This is a genomic window from Streptomyces sp. NPDC033221 (assembly GCF_055577005.1).
Map to the genome: position 1 here is coordinate 112,094 of NZ_JBVIQN010000012.1, position 15,834 is coordinate 127,927.

The window sequence follows — 15,834 nt, forward strand, 5'->3', positions numbered from 1 at the left end:
GCTAACCGTTGCGCCACCGGACCGTACCCCGGTGGCGGCAAGCCGACCGGAGGCCGGGCGCAACAGCCCGAACTCGACGTGAAACAGGCGTTTTTGCCCGCCCGCACCGGGCAGCCGACTCAGTGCGGGGTCCATGACTTCCCGTCTACGGGCCCGAAAGGACTGACCACACAGTGGACGCAACCACGTCGACCCGCACCCTCTTCGAGTCCGGCGCGGCCGACCTCGCCGAGGGGTCACCCGCCCGCAGCCTCGCCCACCTTGCCGAACAGGCCGCCTGGTGCACCCCGGACAGCTGCGGCGCCGCCGCGACGGTGAGCACCGGCGAGGCCACCGCCGAAGCACCGACCGCGGTCACCCACCCCGACCTCTCCGCCCTGGTCAGCGTGCAATGGGAGTCCGGTGAGGGCCCCATTCCCGCGGCCCTGGACACCGGCCGGGCCACCGGCGCCGACGACCTGCTGCACGAGAGCCGCTGGCCCGAGTACCGCGCCAAGGCCCTGGAGGCCGGGGTACGCTCCAGCGCCACCCTCCCGTACCGCCGCGACGGCATCACCCTCACCATCACCGTCTACGGCTTCCGGCCGGGCCTGAAGGTCGAGAAGGGCTGCACGGCGACGGACGTGCTGGGCGAGCTGGCCGCGACCGGGCTGGCACGCGAACGCCGCTACCGCGAGGTGCTCGTCGAGGTGGACCAGCTCGACACCGCCCTGCGCACCCGGCCGGTGGTCGACCAGGCATGCGGCATCCTGATGTACGTGCTGGGGTGCGACGCGGACACCGCCTTCGACACGCTGCGCCGGCTGTCCCAGCGCACCAACCGCAAACTGTCCGACCTTGCCGGCGCCCTGGTCCGTACCCGCGGGCACGGACTGGAGGCGGAGCTGCGCTGCCTGGACCACAAGGTCCGGCGCGCCCCCCGCACGGCCGCCCAGGGCAGGCCGCCGGACCCCGCGGACCCCGGCGCGCCCGACGCCGGCGGCACGCCGTAGGGCGGGCCGGAACCGCTGTCTCCCCGGGCCCCGCGCCCGGCCCCCGCCGCGCCCGGACACCGGCACTCGGCCGACCGGTGACGTGTCGCCCCGCCTCCCGGCCCCCGCGATCTGCAAAGGTGGTCGGGGCCCGCACTCATGTGATGGGCCCACGATCGACCTGCCGCGGAGTGTGGAGGTACGGATGCAGCGGACGGCCCTGGATCCGGATCCGGTCCCGGAGCCGGATCCCCCGGCGGGCCTGCCGGTCCTCCCCGAGCTCGCCGCGCACCTCTCCGCCGCCGCGGGCCGCACGGAACCCGAGCCGCCCGGCGGCTCCCGCCCGCTGCGCGCCGCCGCCTGCGACTACTGGGCGCGCCGCGGCCTGGCGACCGCACCGGAACGGGTGCTCGCCGCGCCGGGCGCGCCCGCCATGCTCCTGGCGCTGCTCGCCGCGGCCGGCGGCGACGTCCTGCTGCCGCGCCCCTGCGCCCAGTGGTACGCGCCGGGGGCCGGGCTGCTCGGCCGGGAGGTGCACCGCGTTCCCGTACCGGCCGAGTCCGGTGGCGTACCGGACGCGTTCGCGCTGCTGGAGGCCGTCCGCCGGGCCCGGCGGACCGGCGAGGGGCCGCGGGCCCTGGTGGTCTCCGTCGCCGACGACCCCAGCGGCACCTGCCCGCCGCCCGAGCTGGTGCACGAGGTGTGCGAGGCGGCCGCCGCCGGCGGACTGTGGGTCGTCAGCGACGAGACCGGCCGCGACCTGCTGCACGATCCGCACGACACGGTGGTGCTGAGCCCGGCCGAGATGCTGCCGGACGATGTCGTCGTCCTGGCCGACCTGCGGGCCACCCTGGTGCCGGCCTCCTGGCCCGTCGCCCTGGCCCGGTTCCCGGACACCGCGCGCGGCGCCGCGTTGCGCGCCGCGACGCTGGAGCGGCTGGCGGCGCTGCGCACCCCGGTGGCCGGGCCGGTCGCCGCCGCCGTCACCCACGCGCTCACCGAACCGGAGCCCGTACGCGCCCGTACCGCCGCCGCTGCCCGGGTGCACGGCACGCTCGCCAGAGCGCTGCACCACACCCTCACCACCGCGGGCGCCGTCTGCCGCCCGCCGCACGCGGGCAGCCACCTCTACGCCGACTTCGACCCGCTGCGCCCGGAACTGGCCGCCCGGGGCATCACCGGACCGGCCCACCTGGAAGGCGCACTCGCGCATTGGGCGGCGCGCGGCGGGCACCGGTTCGGCGACGATCCGCGCGCGCTGCGCGTACGCCTGAGCACCGAAGTGCTGCTCGGTCCCGACGCCGGGCACCGGCAGCAGGTCCTCGACGCTCCCGACCCTCTGCGACCGCCCCACGTGACCGAGGCATTGAGCGCCCTGTCCGCGACCCTCGCCGCGCTCACGGACACCGGTTCCCCGTAGCCGCCCGGCTCCGCCGCCGTCCGCGCCTGTCCGTCCCTCCCTCTCCCTCCCGTCCCGGCTTCCGTCCCTTCCGGCCTTCGTCCCCGGCCTCCGCCCGTACCCCGGTGGCCGTCCCGCCCGGCGCCACGGCCGGTCACGCCCACCGAATGGAGCCCCTCGATGACCGAACAGACCGAACGTTCCCTCACCGAGCCGCTGCCACCGGCCACCGGCCCGCACCCGGCTGCCTCCGCACCCCCGCCGGTCCGTCCGCTGCGCGAGATCCGCAGCTGGCCCCGCGACTTCACCAACCGGCTCACCGCGCCGCTGCCCGGCGTACGCGCCCTGGCCCGCATCGCCCGCGAAGGCCAGCTGCGGCCGTCCGCACAGGCCCTCCTCGACATCCCCGAGCTGCCCTTCGAGCCGGGCCCGATGCCGCGGCCCGGCCCCCACGACCTCGCCGTGACCTGGGCGGGCCACGCGAGCTGGGTGCTGCGCATCGGCGGGCTGACCGTACTGACCGACCCCGTGTGGTCCCGCAAGATCCTCGGCACCCCGCCCCGCGTCACACCGGTCGGCGTCCGCTGGCAGGACCTGCCGCCGGTCGACGCCGTCGTCATCAGCCACAACCACTACGACCACCTCGACGCCCCCACCCTCAAGCGGCTGCCGTCCGACACCCCGCTCCTGGTGCCCGCCGGCCTCGCCCGCTGGGCCCGCCGGCGCCGCTTCACCCACGTCACCGACCTGGACTGGTGGGAGGCCGTGGAACTGCCGGGACCCACCGGTCCGGTCCGCTTCGACTTCGTCCCGGCCCACCACTGGAGCAAGCGCACCCTGACCGACACCTGCCGCTCCCTGTGGGGCGGCTGGGTGCTGACGGCGCCGGACGGGCGGCGGGTGTACTTCGCCGGCGACACCGGGTACGGCCACTGGTTCGAGGAGATCGGCGGCCGGTACCCCGGCATCGACCTGGCGCTGCTGCCGATCGGCGCGTACGACCCGCGCTGGATGCTGCGCCCGGTGCACACCGACCCCGAGGAAGCGGTCCGCGCCTGCCAGGACCTGGGCGCCCGCGCGATGGCCCCGATGCACTGGTCGACGTTCCTGCTGTCCGCCGAAGCGCCCCTGGAGCCGCTGCACCGCGTACGCGCCGCCTGGGAGGCCGCCGGGCGTCCGCGCGCCGACCTCTGGGACCTGGCGGTGGGCGCGTCGCGGGTTCTGGAGGGCGGTCCGGGGGAGGGGGCGAAAGAACCGTCGGAGGTGGGGTCGGGGGAAGCGTCGGGGGAGGTCCGGTGACGCGTAGGGGCGTTCAGACGGCCTTGCCGTGGCGCAGCCGCCGCCACACCGTGGGCGCCCCGCTGACCGCCAGCGTCAGACCGACCGCCGCCGCCACACCCTGCCACGGCTCGCTGAACAGCGAACCGCCCAGCAGGCCGATGAGCTGGTACGTCACCGCCCAGGCCAGACAGGCCGGCAGATCGCCGTGGGCGAAGCGCCGCAGCGGCATCCGGGACAGCAGGCATGCCAGCATCACCGGGATCCGCCCGGCCGGCACCAGCCGCGACAGCACCAGTACCAGCACCCCGTGCTCGCGGAGCTTCGTCTGCGCCTGCGCCAGCCGCTCCGGTGCGGCGCGGTCCCGCAGCTGTTCCAGCCAGCGCGATCCGTTGCGGGACCGTACGCCGCGCTGCCCGAGCCAGTACAGCCCCAGGTCCCCGAGGAAGGCGGCGAGGGCGGCCAGTCCGAAGACGATCAGCAGGGCCCACGGCGACCCTTGGTGGAAGGCCACCACAGCGACGGAGCTGACCACCGCGCCCGTCGGCACCACCGGCACCAACGACCCCAGGACCACCAGCAGGAACAGCGACGGGTAGCCCACCACCTGCTGGGTCGCCTCGGCGGGCGCGCCGCCCGCCAGCCCGCCGATCACCGCACGGCCGCCAGCCGTACGGACTCGCCGTGCGCGAGCCGGTGCACCGCCACCTGGGGCGCCAGCCGCCCGGTCTGCCGCGCGAACTCGTCACCGGGGGAGTGAAACTCGTGCGGGCGCACCGCGTCCAGTCCGATCGGCCAGTACGTGCCGTAGTGCACCGGCACCGCGCTGACTGGCGCCAGCCGGGCCGCTGCCTCGGCCGCGCGCCGCGCGTCCAGATGCCCGTGCCCGAGGAACGGCCCCCAGCCGCCCACCGGCAGCAGCGCCACGTCACAGGCGCCGACCTCCTCGGCCATGGTGTCGAAGAGCCCGGTGTCACCCGCGAAGTACGTCACCGCCGCGCCGTGCACCACATAGCCGAGCGCCGGGACCCGGTGCGGGCCGTACGGCAGCCGGCGCCCGTCGTGGGCCGCGTGCACCGCGCGGACGGTCAGCTCACCGGGCCCGTCCCCGTCTCCGTCCGGGTGCGCGGCGCGGACCGTGACCGACTCGCCGGGCCGCAGCTCGGTGACCGGCAGCCCGCGCGCCGCCGACACCCGACGCAGTCCCGGCACCGCGGCGACGGCGCCGCACGGCACGACGACGCGGGTGCCCGGAGCGAGGCGGGACAGCGAGGCGGGGTGCAGGTGGTCGGCGTGCAGATGGGAGACGAGCACCGCGTCGGCACGGGCCGCGGCGGGCGGCGGGAGCTCGCCCCGGCGGCGCCGCAGGTGGGCCAGCCGCCGGGTGAACAGGGGGTCCGTCAGTATCCGTACGCCGGAGTCGGCGACCGTAACGGTGGCATGTCCCCACCAGGTGACCTCCACCGCCACGATGACCTCCCGACCGGAAACGACGCGCCACGCGAAGGCGGCACGGTGTCCTTCCGCCGTACGCCCCACCCTCCGATCCTGCCTCATCGCGCCTCGGGACAGGTCAGGACGGGCCGGGACCGGGGCTGGGGCCGGGGCCGCGGGCGGTCCGGCTTCCGGTGTGCTCCGCGGCGCGCCGGACGAACATGGCATACAGGTCGCGCGCCGCCCGGGGCACCGAGCCCGCGCGGCGGCGCTGGATCACCATCCGGACCTCGGTGGCGTCGTCCGCCAGCGGACGGCAGGTGATCGCGCCGCTGCGCTCCAGCGGATCGCCGAGCACGCTGTAATCGGGCAGCACGGTGGCGCCGAGCCCCTCCGCCACCATCAGTTTGCCCATCTCGGCGCCGTCGGTCGAGTACGAGAAGGACGGCGTACGGCCCCGGAGCAGCCGGTGTACGTAGCGGTGCATGACGTACCCGGACCGCATCACGATCAGCGGCTCGGCCAGCAGCTCGGCGACGGTGACCGCCGTCAGTGCCGCCAGCGGGCTGTCCGGGCGCACACAGACGACCGGACGGCCCCGCAGCAGCTCGGTGGTGTGCAGGTCGGGCGGCAGATCGTCGCCCCGGAGATAGTTGACCAGCCCCAGGTCGAACCCGCCCTCCGCCAGGCCCTGCTGGATGCCGTCCTGCTGGGCCGCGACCACCTCCACCTGCGTCAGCGGATGCGCGGCGCGGAACTCGCGGACGGCCGGCACCAGCAGCGGGACCGTCGCGGCGTTGACCGTGCCCAGCCGCACCATCCGGCTGACGTGGTGCTGGTCGTCGGCCGCCCGGCGCAGCCGGTCCACCGCGTCCAGCACCCCGGCGATGTGCGGCAGCAGCTCCCGCCCCTCGTCGCTGATCTTCGCGCCGGACCGCTTGCGGTCCAGCAGCTCCACCCCCAGCTCCCGTTCCAGATTGCGGACGGTCTCGCTCAGCGCGGGCTGCGACAGGTGCAGTTCCTCCGCCGCCCGGCGCAGCGAGCCGAGCCGGGTGACCGCCGCGAGGTATTCCAACTGCTCCATGCGCACGGCGACCTGCCTCCGACCGATTCCGGGGACCGGCGAATTCACCGGTTTCTGGGGTGGTGGAAGGGGGACCCTATCACCACCTCGCGGATGCCTTGTCGACCTGCGGCGGCCACCTGGGTAAACTCCCTGACGAGGCGGGAAAGCACGGCCGGAAGTGGCCGTACCGCCGAATTGTTGCGAGGAGGTGACGTGTTGATGAAAAACCCCGGGCGGCTCACTCAACGGCGTCATGTGGACCTCGTACGCGTCTCCAGCGCCCTGTGTCGGCGCTCCGGCCGGTAGCAGCGCCACCGGACCGGCATTCTTCGGCAGTTGCTCGTCGGGCCGGTTGATCCGCACTCCGGGCACTGCTCAGGTACGCCGCTTTTCTCCTTCCGGCATTTGTGGAAATGGCCGGTTGAGTGCCGCCGTGTGAGCCCGCCTTTGCGGGGCGCCGGGGCCAGAAGAAACACGCGCGGACCGATGTCGTATCCCCCCTTCTTCCCCCTTCTTCCTCCTCCCTTTCCCTTCTCTCCCTTCCGTTCTTCCGGGGCGGTTGCGTACGCGTACCCGTGACCGCACACCGCCCCAGCACGCTCTTCCAGACCCGCCGGGAGTCCCCCATGTCCGTACCGCCCCCCTCCGAGCCGCTCCGCTTCGCCTACTGGGTGCCCAACGTCAGCGGCGGCCTGGTCACCAGCACCGTCGAACAGCGCACCGACTGGGGCTACGACTACAACCGCGAACTCGCCGTGCTGGCCGAGCGCAACGGCTTCGACTACGCGCTCACCCAGGTCCGCTACATGGCCAGTTACGGCGCCGAGAACCAGCACGAGTCCACCTCCTTCAGCCTCGCCCTGCTGCTCGCCACCGAGCGCCTGAAGGTCATCGCCGCCGTCCACCCCGGCCTCTGGCACCCCGGCGTGCTGGCCAAGCTCGGCGCCACCGCGGACCAGCTCTCCGGCGGGCGGTTCGCGGTCAACGTCGTCAGCGGCTGGTTCAAGGGCGAGTTCACCGCGCTCGGCGAGCCCTGGCTGGAGCACGACGAACGCTACCGGCGGGCCGAGGAGTTCATCACCGCGCTGCGGAGCATCTGGACCGAGGACCACGCCCGGCTGGCGGGCGACTTCTACCGCATCCGCGACTTCTCGCTCAAGCCCAAGCCGCTGAACACCCCGGAGCGCCCGCACCCGGAGATCTTCCAGGGCGGCAACTCCACCGCCGCCCGCGCCATGGCCGGCCGGGTCTCCGACTGGTACTTCAGCAACGGCAAGGACTTCGCCGGTGTCACCGAACAGCTCACCGACGTGCGGGCCTCGGCCGCGGCGGCCGGGCGGTCCGCGCCCCGCTTCGGGCTGAACGGCTTCCTCATCGCCCGCGACACCGAGGCGGAGGCCCGGGAGGTGCTGCGGGAGATCGTCGCCAAGGCGGACACCGAGGCCGTACGCGGCTTCGGGGAGGCCGTGAAACAGGCGGGAAGGTCCGCCGCCGACGGCAAGGGCATGTGGCAGGACTCGTCGTTCGAGGACCTCGTCCAGTACAACGACGGCTTCCGTACGGGCCTGATCGGCACCCCGGAGCAGATCGCCGAACGCGTCGTCGCGTACAAGCGCCTCGGCGTGGACCTCTTCCTGCTCGGCTTCCTGCACTACCAGGAGGAGGTCGAGTACTTCGGCAAGCGCGTGCTGCCGCTCGTACGCGAGCTGGAATCCCAACTGCCCGACGCGGCCGGGCACTCCGCCGCAGCCCTGGCCTGACGGCCGCGAAGCCGGCCGTTACGTTCCCATCGGCAGACGGCCACGCCCACTTGGTACTCCTGACCGTCCCTCCCATCCGGTACCGCCGACCGTCCCATCCGAGGTGACCCGCCATGTCCACCATCCTCTCCGTCTCCGGAAGCCCCTCCGCCACCTCCCGCACCGCCCGCCTGCTGCGCCACCTGGACGCCAGGCTCTCCGCCGAAGGCCACCGCGTCATCGAGCTGGACGTCCGTACGCTGTCCGCCGAAGCCCTGCTCGGCGCCGACTTCCAGCACCCCGACATCGTCCGGGCCGCCCGACTGTTCGCGCAGGCCGACGGCGTGGTCATCGGCACGCCCGTCTACAAGGCCGCCTATTCGGGGCTCCTCAAGTCGCTGCTCGACCTGCTGCCCCAGTACGCGCTGGCGGGCAAGACCGTGCTGCCGCTGGCCACCGGCGGCAGCACCGCCCACGTGCTGGCCATCGACTACGCGCTGCGTCCGGTGCTCTCCTCCATGGGCGCCGCGCACATCGTGCAGGGCTGGTTCGTCCTGGACCGCCACCTCGACGTACGGGAGGACGGCACGCTCGGCATCGAGGCGGGCACTGCCGAAGCCCTCCACCAGGTCCTCGACCAGTTCTCCGGCGCCCTCGACCGCGCCCCGCTGCTCGCCGCCGCGAGCTGAACCACCACCGGGAGGAAGCCCGTGACCACCACCGCCCCCACCGCACCCGCCGACCCCGCCGCGCCACCGGCCGACGCGGCGCACGTCATCGCCGACGACGCCGAAGCGCTCGCCGTGGCGGCCGCCCTGGCCGACGCCTTCCGCCCCGGCGCGGCGGAACGGGACGCGCGGCGACGGCTGCCGCGCGAGGAACTCGACCGGCTCTCGGCGAGCGGTCTCCTCGGCATCACCGTGCCGCGCGCACACGGTGGCGCCGACGTCACGGCCGGGACGCTGGCCGAGGTCTTCCGGCTGCTGGCCGCCGCCGACCCCAGCCTCGCCCAGATCCCGCAGAGTCACTTCGTGTACGTGAACGTGCTGCGTGCCCAGGGGAGTTCCCGCCAGCAGGACTTCTTCTTCCGCGAGGTGCTGGCCGGGCGCCGCTTCGGCAACGCGCAGTCGGAGGCGGGCACCCGGCACGTCCAGGACATCCGCACCCGCCTGGAGCCGGACGGCAACGACGGTTACGTGCTGACCGGAACCAAGCACTACTCCACCGGCGCCCTGTTCGCCCACTGGATCCCGGTACTGGCCCGCGGTCCCGAGGACAAGCTGCACGTCGCGTACGTACCGCGGGTCGCACCCGGCGTCACGGTCGACGACGACTGGGACGGCATGGGGCAGCGCACCACCGCCAGCGGCACGGTGCGCCTGGACGCCGTCTCCGTGCCGGCCGACCGTGTCGTACCGCACCACCTCACCTTCGAAGGCCCGCAACTGCACGGTGCCGTAGCCCAGTTGCTGCACGCCGCCATCGACACCGGGATCGCCAGGGGAGCGCTCACCGAAGCGGCCGGATTCGTCCGGACGAAGAGCCGGCCGTGGTTCGAGAGCGGCTTCGGCACGGCCGCCGAGGACCCGCTGCTCGTCCAGCGCTTCGGCGAACTCGAACTCCGGGTCCGCGCCGCGCACGCCCTCCTGGAGGCCGCCGCCCACGCCGTGGACACCGCCACCGCGGGGCTCACCGACGACACCGCCGCCGAAGCGTCCGTCGCGGTCGCCGCGGCGAAGGCGTACGCGGGGGAGACGGCTGTGGAGACCGGCAGCGCGCTCTTCGAAGTGGCCGGCACCCGGGCCGCGCTGGACGGGCTCAACCTGCACCGGCACTGGCGTGACGCGCGCACCCACACGCTGCACGACCCGGCGCGCTGGAAGGTGCAGCACCTCGGCCGGTACGTACTCAACGGGACCCGGCCGCCCCGGCACGGCCTCCTCTGACCCCTCCCCCTCTCCCTCCCCTCTTCCCTCCGGAGATCTCGTGAGCCTCACCTTCCACTGGTTCCTGCCGACCTACGGCGACAGCCGGCATGTCGTCGGCGGCGGACACGGCCTGCCCGCCGGTGCGGCGGGGGGCCAGCGCCCCGCTACCCTCGGCTACCTCACCCAGATCGCCCGCGCCGCCGAACAGCTCGGCTTCGAGGCCGCCCTCACCCCCACCGGGGCCTGGTGCGAGGACGCCTGGCTCACCACGGCGATGCTCGCCCGGGAGACCGAGCGCCTGAAGTTCCTGGTGGCCTTCCGGCCCGGCGTCGTCTCGCCCACCCTGGCCGCCCAGATGGCGGCCACCTTCCAGCGGCACGCGCCGGGCCGGCTGCTGCTCAACGTCGTCACCGGCGGCGAGAGCCACGAACAGCGCGCGTACGGCGACTTCCTCGACAAGGAAGCGCGCTACGCCCGCACCGGCGAGTTCCTCGGCATCGTGCGGGACCTGTGGCAGGGGAAGACCGTCGACTTCGCCGGTACGCATCTGCGGGTCGAGCAGGCGCGGCTGGCCCGCGTCCCCGACCCCGTACCGCCCGTCTACTTCGGCGGGTCCTCGGCAGCGGCGGGGGAAGTGGCCGCCCGGTTCAGCGACGTGTACCTGACCTGGGGCGAACCGCCCGAGCAGGTGGCCGGGAAGATCGAGTGGATACGGAAGCTGGCCGCCGACGCCGGACGCACGGTGCGCTTCGGTATCCGGCTGCACGTGATCACCCGGGACACCTCCGACCAGGCGTGGGCCGAGGCGCGCCGCCTGCTGGAGGGCTTTTCGCCGGAGGCGATCCGTGCCGTACAGGAGGGGCTGGCCCGCAGCGAGTCCGAAGGGCAGCGGCGGATGCTGGCGCTGCACGGCGGCAGTACGGACGGGCTGGAGGTCGCGCCCAACCTCTGGGCAGGCATCGGGCTGGTACGCGGGGGTGCGGGCACCGCCCTGGTGGGCAGCCATGCCGAGGTGGCGGAGCGGATCGCCGAATACCACCGGCTCGGCATCGAGGAATTCGTGCTGTCCGGGCATCCGCACGTCGAGGAGGCGTACTGGTTCGGGGAGGGGGTGCTGCCGCGTCTGGCGGAGGCGGGGCTGTGGAGCCGTCCGGGGGCGGAAGGAGCGGAAGGGGCGAACGGGACGGAGGTGGGGGCCGCGGCGGCTCCGCGGGCGGGTGTGCCGGACGTGCAGGTTCCGTTCGCCGGGAGGGCGTGACGCTACCGCCTGGGCCGGGGCCCTCCCGGCGCCGTCGCCCGGCAGGACTCGTCGCCCGCCCGGGCTCGCAGCCCGGCCGCGCTGTCAGTGGCCTGTGACACGCTGTACGCGTGATGCCCGGCGCGGTGTCCGAGCGTGACGAGCGGCGGGAGCGAGGTGAAGCGCGATGCGGCGGCACCGGTGGCGGACGGCGGGCGGCGCCCTGCTGCGGGTGTCGGCGGTCTGGGTGGTGTCCTCGCTGACACTGCTCGTGCTCGCCGCCCTGCTGCCCGACTTCCGCCTCCAGTCCGCGAACGGTGACAGCCTCACCCGTACGTTCCTCACCGCCGCGCTCGGCGCCGGAGCCTTCGGCCTGCTCAGCGCCCTGGTCTGGCCCCTGCTCGTACGGGCCCTGCTGCTGGTGCCCGCCCTCGTCCTCGGACTGCTGGTCTTCTTCCTGAACGGCTCACTGCTGCTGGTCGCCCTGGGGCTGATCCCCGAAGGGCGCGGCCAGGCCGCGCCCGAGACGGCCGTGATCGTCGCCGCCGTGATGTCCGCGACCTCGTCCGCCACCTCCACCTTCCTCGCGGTGCGGGACGACGAGGCGTACCGCCGCCGCCTGGTGCGGCTGGCCGGCCGACGGCACGGCCGCCGCCGCGGCGCCCCCGGCGACCCGGGCCCCATAGCCCCCGGCACGGTCTTCCTCCAGCTCGACGGCCTCGGCCACGACCTGCTGCGGGAGGCGACGAGTGGCGAGCGGCCCCTGATGCCGACGGCCGCGGACCGGCTCGGCAGCACCCACCGGCTGACCCCGTGGCGTACGGACTGGTCCAGCCAGACCGGCGCCAGCCAGCTCGGCATCCTGCACGGCAGCAACCACGACCTGCCCGCCTTCCGGTGGTACGAAAAGGAGACCGGCCGGCTGATCGTCAGCAACCGGCCGAGCGGCGCGGTAGAGCTCCAGCGGCGCGCCGTGGCCCGCACCGGCGACGCCGGGCTGCTCAGCTTCGACGGCGCGAGCCGCGGCAATCTGTTCAGCGGCGGCGCCGACCAGCTCGCCCTGGTGATGTCGGTGGCCGCCCGCCGCGGCCGGCACAACCGCTCCCGCGCCGGCTATTTCGCGTACTTCTCCGACCCGGCCAACGCGACCCGCACGGCCGTCTCCTTCGTCGCCGAGGTCTTCCGCGAGATCGGCCAGTCCCTGCGGTCCCGGTGTCGCCGGGAGACCCCGCGCGTCAAGCGCGGCGGCCTCTACCCGTTCATCCGGGCCTTCGCGACCGTCGTCGAGCGGGACGTGGTGGTCGCCGCCGTGATCGGCGACCTGCTCGCCGGCCGCACGGCCGTCTACGCCGACCTGGTCGCGTACGACGAGGTGGCGCACCACTCCGGCCCCCGGCACCGCGACACCCACCAGGTGCTGCGCTGCCTGGACCGCGCCGTCGGGCTGATCGCCGACGCCGCGCAGTACGCCCCCCGCCGCTACCGCGTCGTGCTGCTCTCCGACCACGGCCAGAGCCCCGGCGCGACCTTCCTGGAGCGTTACGGGCTCGGCCTGGAGGACCTGGTGCGGGCCGGCTGCGGACTGCCGGTGTCCCGGCGCGCCGGGCGGACCGCGAGCGGGGCCGAGGCGCGCGAGGCGGCCCGCGCCGCACTGCACCGCCCGGAGGGCGCGGATGGCTGCGGCCCGTCCGACCCCGTCGTCCTGGCCTCGGGAAATCTGGGCCTGGTGTCCTTCCCCGACCTGGCAGGGCGGGTCACCCGCGAGGAGATCGAACGCCGCCACCCGGCGCTGCTCGCCACCCTCGCCAACCATCCCGGCATCGGCTTCCTGCTCGTCCGCTCCGCCGCGGACGGGGCCGTGGTGCTCGGCCCCGGCGGCGCCGAGCACCACCTCGACACCGGCCGCGTCGTCGGCTCCGACCCCCTGGCCGGCTTCGGCCCGGCCGCGGCGGACGCCGTACGGCGCACGGACGGCTTCCCGCACACCGCGGACATCATGGTCAACTCCTCCTGCGACCCGGCCACCGGCGCGGTGCACGCCTTCGAGGAGCAGATCGGCTCGCACGGCGGGCTGGGCGGCGAGCAGAGCAGACCCTTCCTGCTGTGGCCCGCCGAACTGTCCCCGCCCACCGCCGACGGCGCGGAACCGGCCGGTGCGGAGCAGGTCCACGACATCCTGCGGCGCTGGCTGCGCGAGGTGGACGGCCCGCAGATACCCCTGGGGGGGCCGGTGGACGAACTGCGGCCAGGAGGGCCCGCGCCCGAAGTATTTTCACCGGCCGACGGTGCCGTGCGGGACAAAACCCGCTGATTTTGTGCAACGTTGCAGGTCGAAGACCATGAGCAGTCGCCCGGCACCTCCGGGCCCGCACAGCACGACGAGAGGCTCACCACAGCCATGCACGACCGGCACACCCGCCGCTTCGGTCTGGGAACCGCAACCTGCCTAGTGATGGGCAACATCATCGGCGGCGGCATCTTCCTGCTGCCGGCCTCGGTGGCGCCCTTCGGCACCGTGAGCCTGGTGGCCTTCGGCGTCCTGACCGTCGGCGCCATCGCGCTGGCCCTGGTCTTCGGACGGCTGGCCGAACGCCACCCGGACACCGGCGGCCCCTATGTCTACGCCCGTGAGGCGTTCGGCGACTTCGCCGGCTTCCTGTCGGCCTGGTCCTACTGGACCATGACCTGGGTGAGCAACGCGGCCCTCGCGGTCGCCGCCGTCGGATACGTCCACGTACTCTTCCCCGGCCACGACTCCAAGGGCATGGACCTGCTGGTGGCGCTGGTCGCGCTCTGGCTCCCGGCGCTCTCCAACTTCGCCGGCACCCGCTACGTCGGCGCGGTGCAGCTGGTCTCCACGGTCCTGAAGTTCGTCCCGCTGCTGTTCATCGCGGTCGTCGGGCTGTTCTTCTTCGACCCGGACAAGCTGGGCCCCTTCAACGAGGGCGGCGGCAGCGCGATCGGCGGCATGTCGGCCGCCGCGGCCATCCTGCTCTACAGCTACGTGGGCGTGGAGTCCGCGGCGATGAGCGCCGGCGAGGTGCGTGACCCCGAGCGCAACGTGGGCCGCGCCACCGTCCTCGGCACGATCGGCGCCGCCGTCGTCTATCTCCTCGGTACGGTCGCGGTCTTCGGTACGGTCGCGCACGACAAGCTGGTGGACTCCAAGGCACCGTTCTCCGACGCGGTCAACGCGATGTTCGGCGGCCAGTGGGGCGGCACGGTCATCGCGATCGCGGCGGTCGTCTCCATCGTCGGCGCGCTGAACGGCTGGACGCTGATGAGCGCCCAGTCGCCGTACGCCGCCGCCAAGGACGGACTGTTCCCCGCCGCCTTCCTGAAGAAGCAGCGCGGTGTGCCGACCTTCGGCGTACTGGCCGCCTCGGTGCTGGCCACCGCCCTGACCGTGATCAACTACCTGATCGGCACGGGCGGCGTCTTCGAGATCCTCGTACTGATCACGACGTTCTCGGCGACGGTGCCCTACCTGCTCGCCGCCGGCGCCCAGATCTACTTCCTGCTGACCGGCGAGCGCGACAAGGTCCGCCCGGCCCGCTTCGCCCGGGACCTGACGCTCGCGCTGGTCGCCTTCGGCTTCACCTTCTGGCTGGTGGCCGGCGCCGGATACGCGGCGATCTACCAGGGCGTGCTGTTCCTGTTCGCCGGCATCCTCGTCTACGCCTGCATGGCGGCCCGCCGCACCGGCCGCCGCCGACGCGCGGAAGAGGAGGCAGCGGCCGGCCGGACAGCCGATGCGGAGGCCGCGGCGGACGTCACCGGCGGCGACACGTCCGGCGCACGGCCCGCGGCCTAGGGCGTTTCTGATGGATCTCCGTGGGGGACGGAGCGGCGTTCGGTGCGTGCGCTCGGCGTGCGGTGTGAAGGGTCATGTGGCGGAGCCACCTGTCCCTTTGCGCCGTGCGGCGAGGGTGCGTGCCGGGCGTCGCGATGCCGCGGAGATCCGTCAGAAGCGCCCTAGGCGGGACAGCTCAGGCGGTGACCCCGCCGTCCACCACCAGTTCGGCGCCCACGGTGAACGCCGCCGCGTCGGACGCCAGGTGGAGGACCGCCGCCGCGATCTCGGCGGTGGCGGCCGAGCGGCCCGCGGGTACCTCGCGCCGCATCCGCTCGGCCTTCTGATCCGCGGTCTCGCCCGGCAGCGTCGACATGGGAGTGTCGACCTTGCCGGGCGAGACCGCGTTGATACGGATGCCGTCCTCGATGTGGTCGAGCGCGGCGTTACGGGTCAGGGCACTCACCGCGGCCTTGGCCGCGACGTACGCGCTGACCCCGGGGCGGCGCAGGGAAGCACCCAGGTTGGACGCGATGTTGACGATGGCGCCGCCGCCGTGGGCCCGCATATGGCCGATCTCGTGCTTCATCGACAGGAACGTACCGGTGAGGTTGGTGTCCAGGGCGCGCCGCCAGTCCTCCTCGGGGATGTCGGCGGTCGGCGCCGGAGGCACGAACACCCCGACGTTGTTGACGGCCACGTCCAGCCCGCCGTACCGGCGTACGGTCTCCGCGACCAGCGCGGCCACGTCCGCGCCACGGGTCACGTCGGCGGTGACGGCCGCCGCCTGACCGCCCGCGGCCGCCACGAGCGCGACCGTCTCCTTCAGCGGCCCTTCCGAGCGCCCGGCGACCACGACGCTCGCGCCCTCACCCGCGAACGCGAGGGCGACGGCCCGGCCGATACCGGTGCCGCCGCCGGTGACGAGCACGGTCTTCCCGGTGAAACGTGCGGTGGTGTTCATGGTGGTGAGCCCTCCAGGCGTGTCA

At 74.0% G+C, this 15,834-nt stretch carries 14 protein-coding genes; 10 read left to right on the top strand and 4 right to left on the bottom strand.

The window, feature by feature from the left end:
* The first annotated feature begins 173 nt into the window (after positions 1 to 173).
* The 3 genes from ACZ53K_RS18205 to ACZ53K_RS18215 all read left to right on the top strand — a co-directional run bounded on the left by ACZ53K_RS18205 (position 174) and on the right by ACZ53K_RS18215 (position 3,669).
* Positions 174 to 992, top strand: a complete 819-nt coding sequence (locus ACZ53K_RS18205; RefSeq protein WP_468837228.1) for an ANTAR domain-containing response regulator — start codon at positions 174 to 176, stop codon at positions 990 to 992.
* Between the two features lie 184 nt (positions 993 to 1,176).
* Positions 1,177 to 2,391, top strand: coding sequence for an aminotransferase class I/II-fold pyridoxal phosphate-dependent enzyme (locus ACZ53K_RS18210; protein ID WP_468837230.1), 1,215 nt, complete (start codon positions 1,177 to 1,179; stop codon positions 2,389 to 2,391).
* Between the two features lie 159 nt (positions 2,392 to 2,550).
* Positions 2,551 to 3,669: an MBL fold metallo-hydrolase gene (locus tag ACZ53K_RS18215; RefSeq protein ID WP_468837233.1), complete on the top strand. Its 1,119-nt coding sequence runs from the start codon at positions 2,551 to 2,553 to the stop codon at positions 3,667 to 3,669.
* A gap of 13 nt (positions 3,670 to 3,682) precedes the next feature.
* Here the strand turns inward: ACZ53K_RS18215 and ACZ53K_RS18220 are convergent, their stop codons facing one another.
* The 3 genes from ACZ53K_RS18220 to ACZ53K_RS18230 form a co-directional block, all read right to left on the bottom strand.
* Positions 3,683 to 4,303: a DedA family protein gene (locus tag ACZ53K_RS18220; protein ID WP_468837236.1), complete on the bottom strand. Its 621-nt coding sequence runs from the start codon at positions 4,301 to 4,303 to the stop codon at positions 3,683 to 3,685.
* Entirely contained in the window at positions 4,300 to 5,118 is an 819-nt protein-coding gene (locus ACZ53K_RS18225; protein ID WP_468837239.1) for an MBL fold metallo-hydrolase, read from the bottom strand. Before ACZ53K_RS18225 ends, ACZ53K_RS18220 begins: the two co-directional genes overlap by 4 nt.
* Positions 5,119 to 5,221: 103 nt before the next feature.
* Positions 5,222 to 6,172 (bottom strand): LysR family transcriptional regulator, encoded by a 951-nt coding sequence (locus ACZ53K_RS18230; RefSeq protein ID WP_468837242.1) that lies wholly within the window; start codon positions 6,170 to 6,172, stop codon positions 5,222 to 5,224.
* A 195-nt stretch (positions 6,173 to 6,367) separates the two neighbouring features.
* Here ACZ53K_RS18230 and ACZ53K_RS18235 point away from each other — a divergent pair, with 195 nt between their 5' ends.
* From ACZ53K_RS18235 to ACZ53K_RS18265, 7 genes are all read left to right on the top strand, one after another.
* On the top strand, positions 6,368 to 6,454 hold the full coding sequence (locus ACZ53K_RS18235) for a putative leader peptide (RefSeq protein ID WP_468837501.1): 87 nt from the start codon (positions 6,368 to 6,370) through the stop codon (positions 6,452 to 6,454).
* Positions 6,455 to 6,774: 320 nt separating this feature from the next.
* On the top strand, positions 6,775 to 7,908 hold the full coding sequence (gene sfnG / locus ACZ53K_RS18240; protein WP_468837244.1) for a dimethylsulfone monooxygenase SfnG: 1,134 nt from the start codon (positions 6,775 to 6,777) through the stop codon (positions 7,906 to 7,908).
* 113 nt (positions 7,909 to 8,021) lie between these two features.
* Positions 8,022 to 8,576 carry an NADPH-dependent FMN reductase gene (gene ssuE, locus ACZ53K_RS18245; RefSeq protein ID WP_468837247.1) on the top strand — a complete coding sequence of 185 codons (555 nt, stop codon included), beginning with the start codon at positions 8,022 to 8,024 and terminating at the stop codon, positions 8,574 to 8,576.
* Positions 8,577 to 8,597: 21 nt separating this feature from the next.
* Positions 8,598 to 9,833 (top strand): SfnB family sulfur acquisition oxidoreductase, encoded by a 1,236-nt coding sequence (locus ACZ53K_RS18250; protein ID WP_468837250.1) that lies wholly within the window; start codon positions 8,598 to 8,600, stop codon positions 9,831 to 9,833.
* 40 nt (positions 9,834 to 9,873) lie between these two features.
* A complete protein-coding gene (locus ACZ53K_RS18255) occupies positions 9,874 to 11,073 on the top strand; it encodes an LLM class flavin-dependent oxidoreductase (protein WP_468837252.1) in 1,200 nt (399 codons plus the stop codon).
* Positions 11,074 to 11,239: 166 nt separating this feature from the next.
* Positions 11,240 to 13,363 carry a phage holin family protein gene (locus ACZ53K_RS18260; protein ID WP_468837255.1) on the top strand — a complete coding sequence of 708 codons (2,124 nt, stop codon included), beginning with the start codon at positions 11,240 to 11,242 and terminating at the stop codon, positions 13,361 to 13,363.
* Positions 13,364 to 13,450: 87 nt separating this feature from the next.
* Entirely contained in the window at positions 13,451 to 14,866 is a 1,416-nt protein-coding gene (locus tag ACZ53K_RS18265; RefSeq protein ID WP_468837502.1) for an amino acid permease, read from the top strand.
* 175 nt (positions 14,867 to 15,041) lie between these two features.
* Here ACZ53K_RS18265 and ACZ53K_RS18270 read toward each other — a convergent pair whose 3' ends face one another.
* Positions 15,042 to 15,809, bottom strand: a complete 768-nt coding sequence (locus ACZ53K_RS18270) for an SDR family NAD(P)-dependent oxidoreductase (protein WP_468837258.1) — start codon at positions 15,807 to 15,809, stop codon at positions 15,042 to 15,044.
* Positions 15,810 to 15,834 lie beyond the last annotated feature (25 nt).

Coding starts and splice junctions, on each gene's coding strand:
- ACZ53K_RS18270 (WP_468837258.1), bottom strand. CDS start 15,809: ATGAACACCACCGCACGTTTCACCGGGAAGACCGTGCTCGTCACCGGC.
- ssuE (WP_468837247.1), top strand. CDS start 8,022: ATGTCCACCATCCTCTCCGTCTCCGGAAGCCCCTCCGCCACCTCCCGC.
- ACZ53K_RS18260 (WP_468837255.1), top strand. CDS start 11,240: ATGCGGCGGCACCGGTGGCGGACGGCGGGCGGCGCCCTGCTGCGGGTG.
- ACZ53K_RS18235 (WP_468837501.1), top strand. CDS start 6,368: ATGAAAAACCCCGGGCGGCTCACTCAACGGCGTCATGTGGACCTCGTA.
- sfnG (WP_468837244.1), top strand. CDS start 6,775: ATGTCCGTACCGCCCCCCTCCGAGCCGCTCCGCTTCGCCTACTGGGTG.
- ACZ53K_RS18215 (WP_468837233.1), top strand. CDS start 2,551: ATGACCGAACAGACCGAACGTTCCCTCACCGAGCCGCTGCCACCGGCC.
- ACZ53K_RS18210 (WP_468837230.1), top strand. CDS start 1,177: ATGCAGCGGACGGCCCTGGATCCGGATCCGGTCCCGGAGCCGGATCCC.
- ACZ53K_RS18265 (WP_468837502.1), top strand. CDS start 13,451: ATGCACGACCGGCACACCCGCCGCTTCGGTCTGGGAACCGCAACCTGC.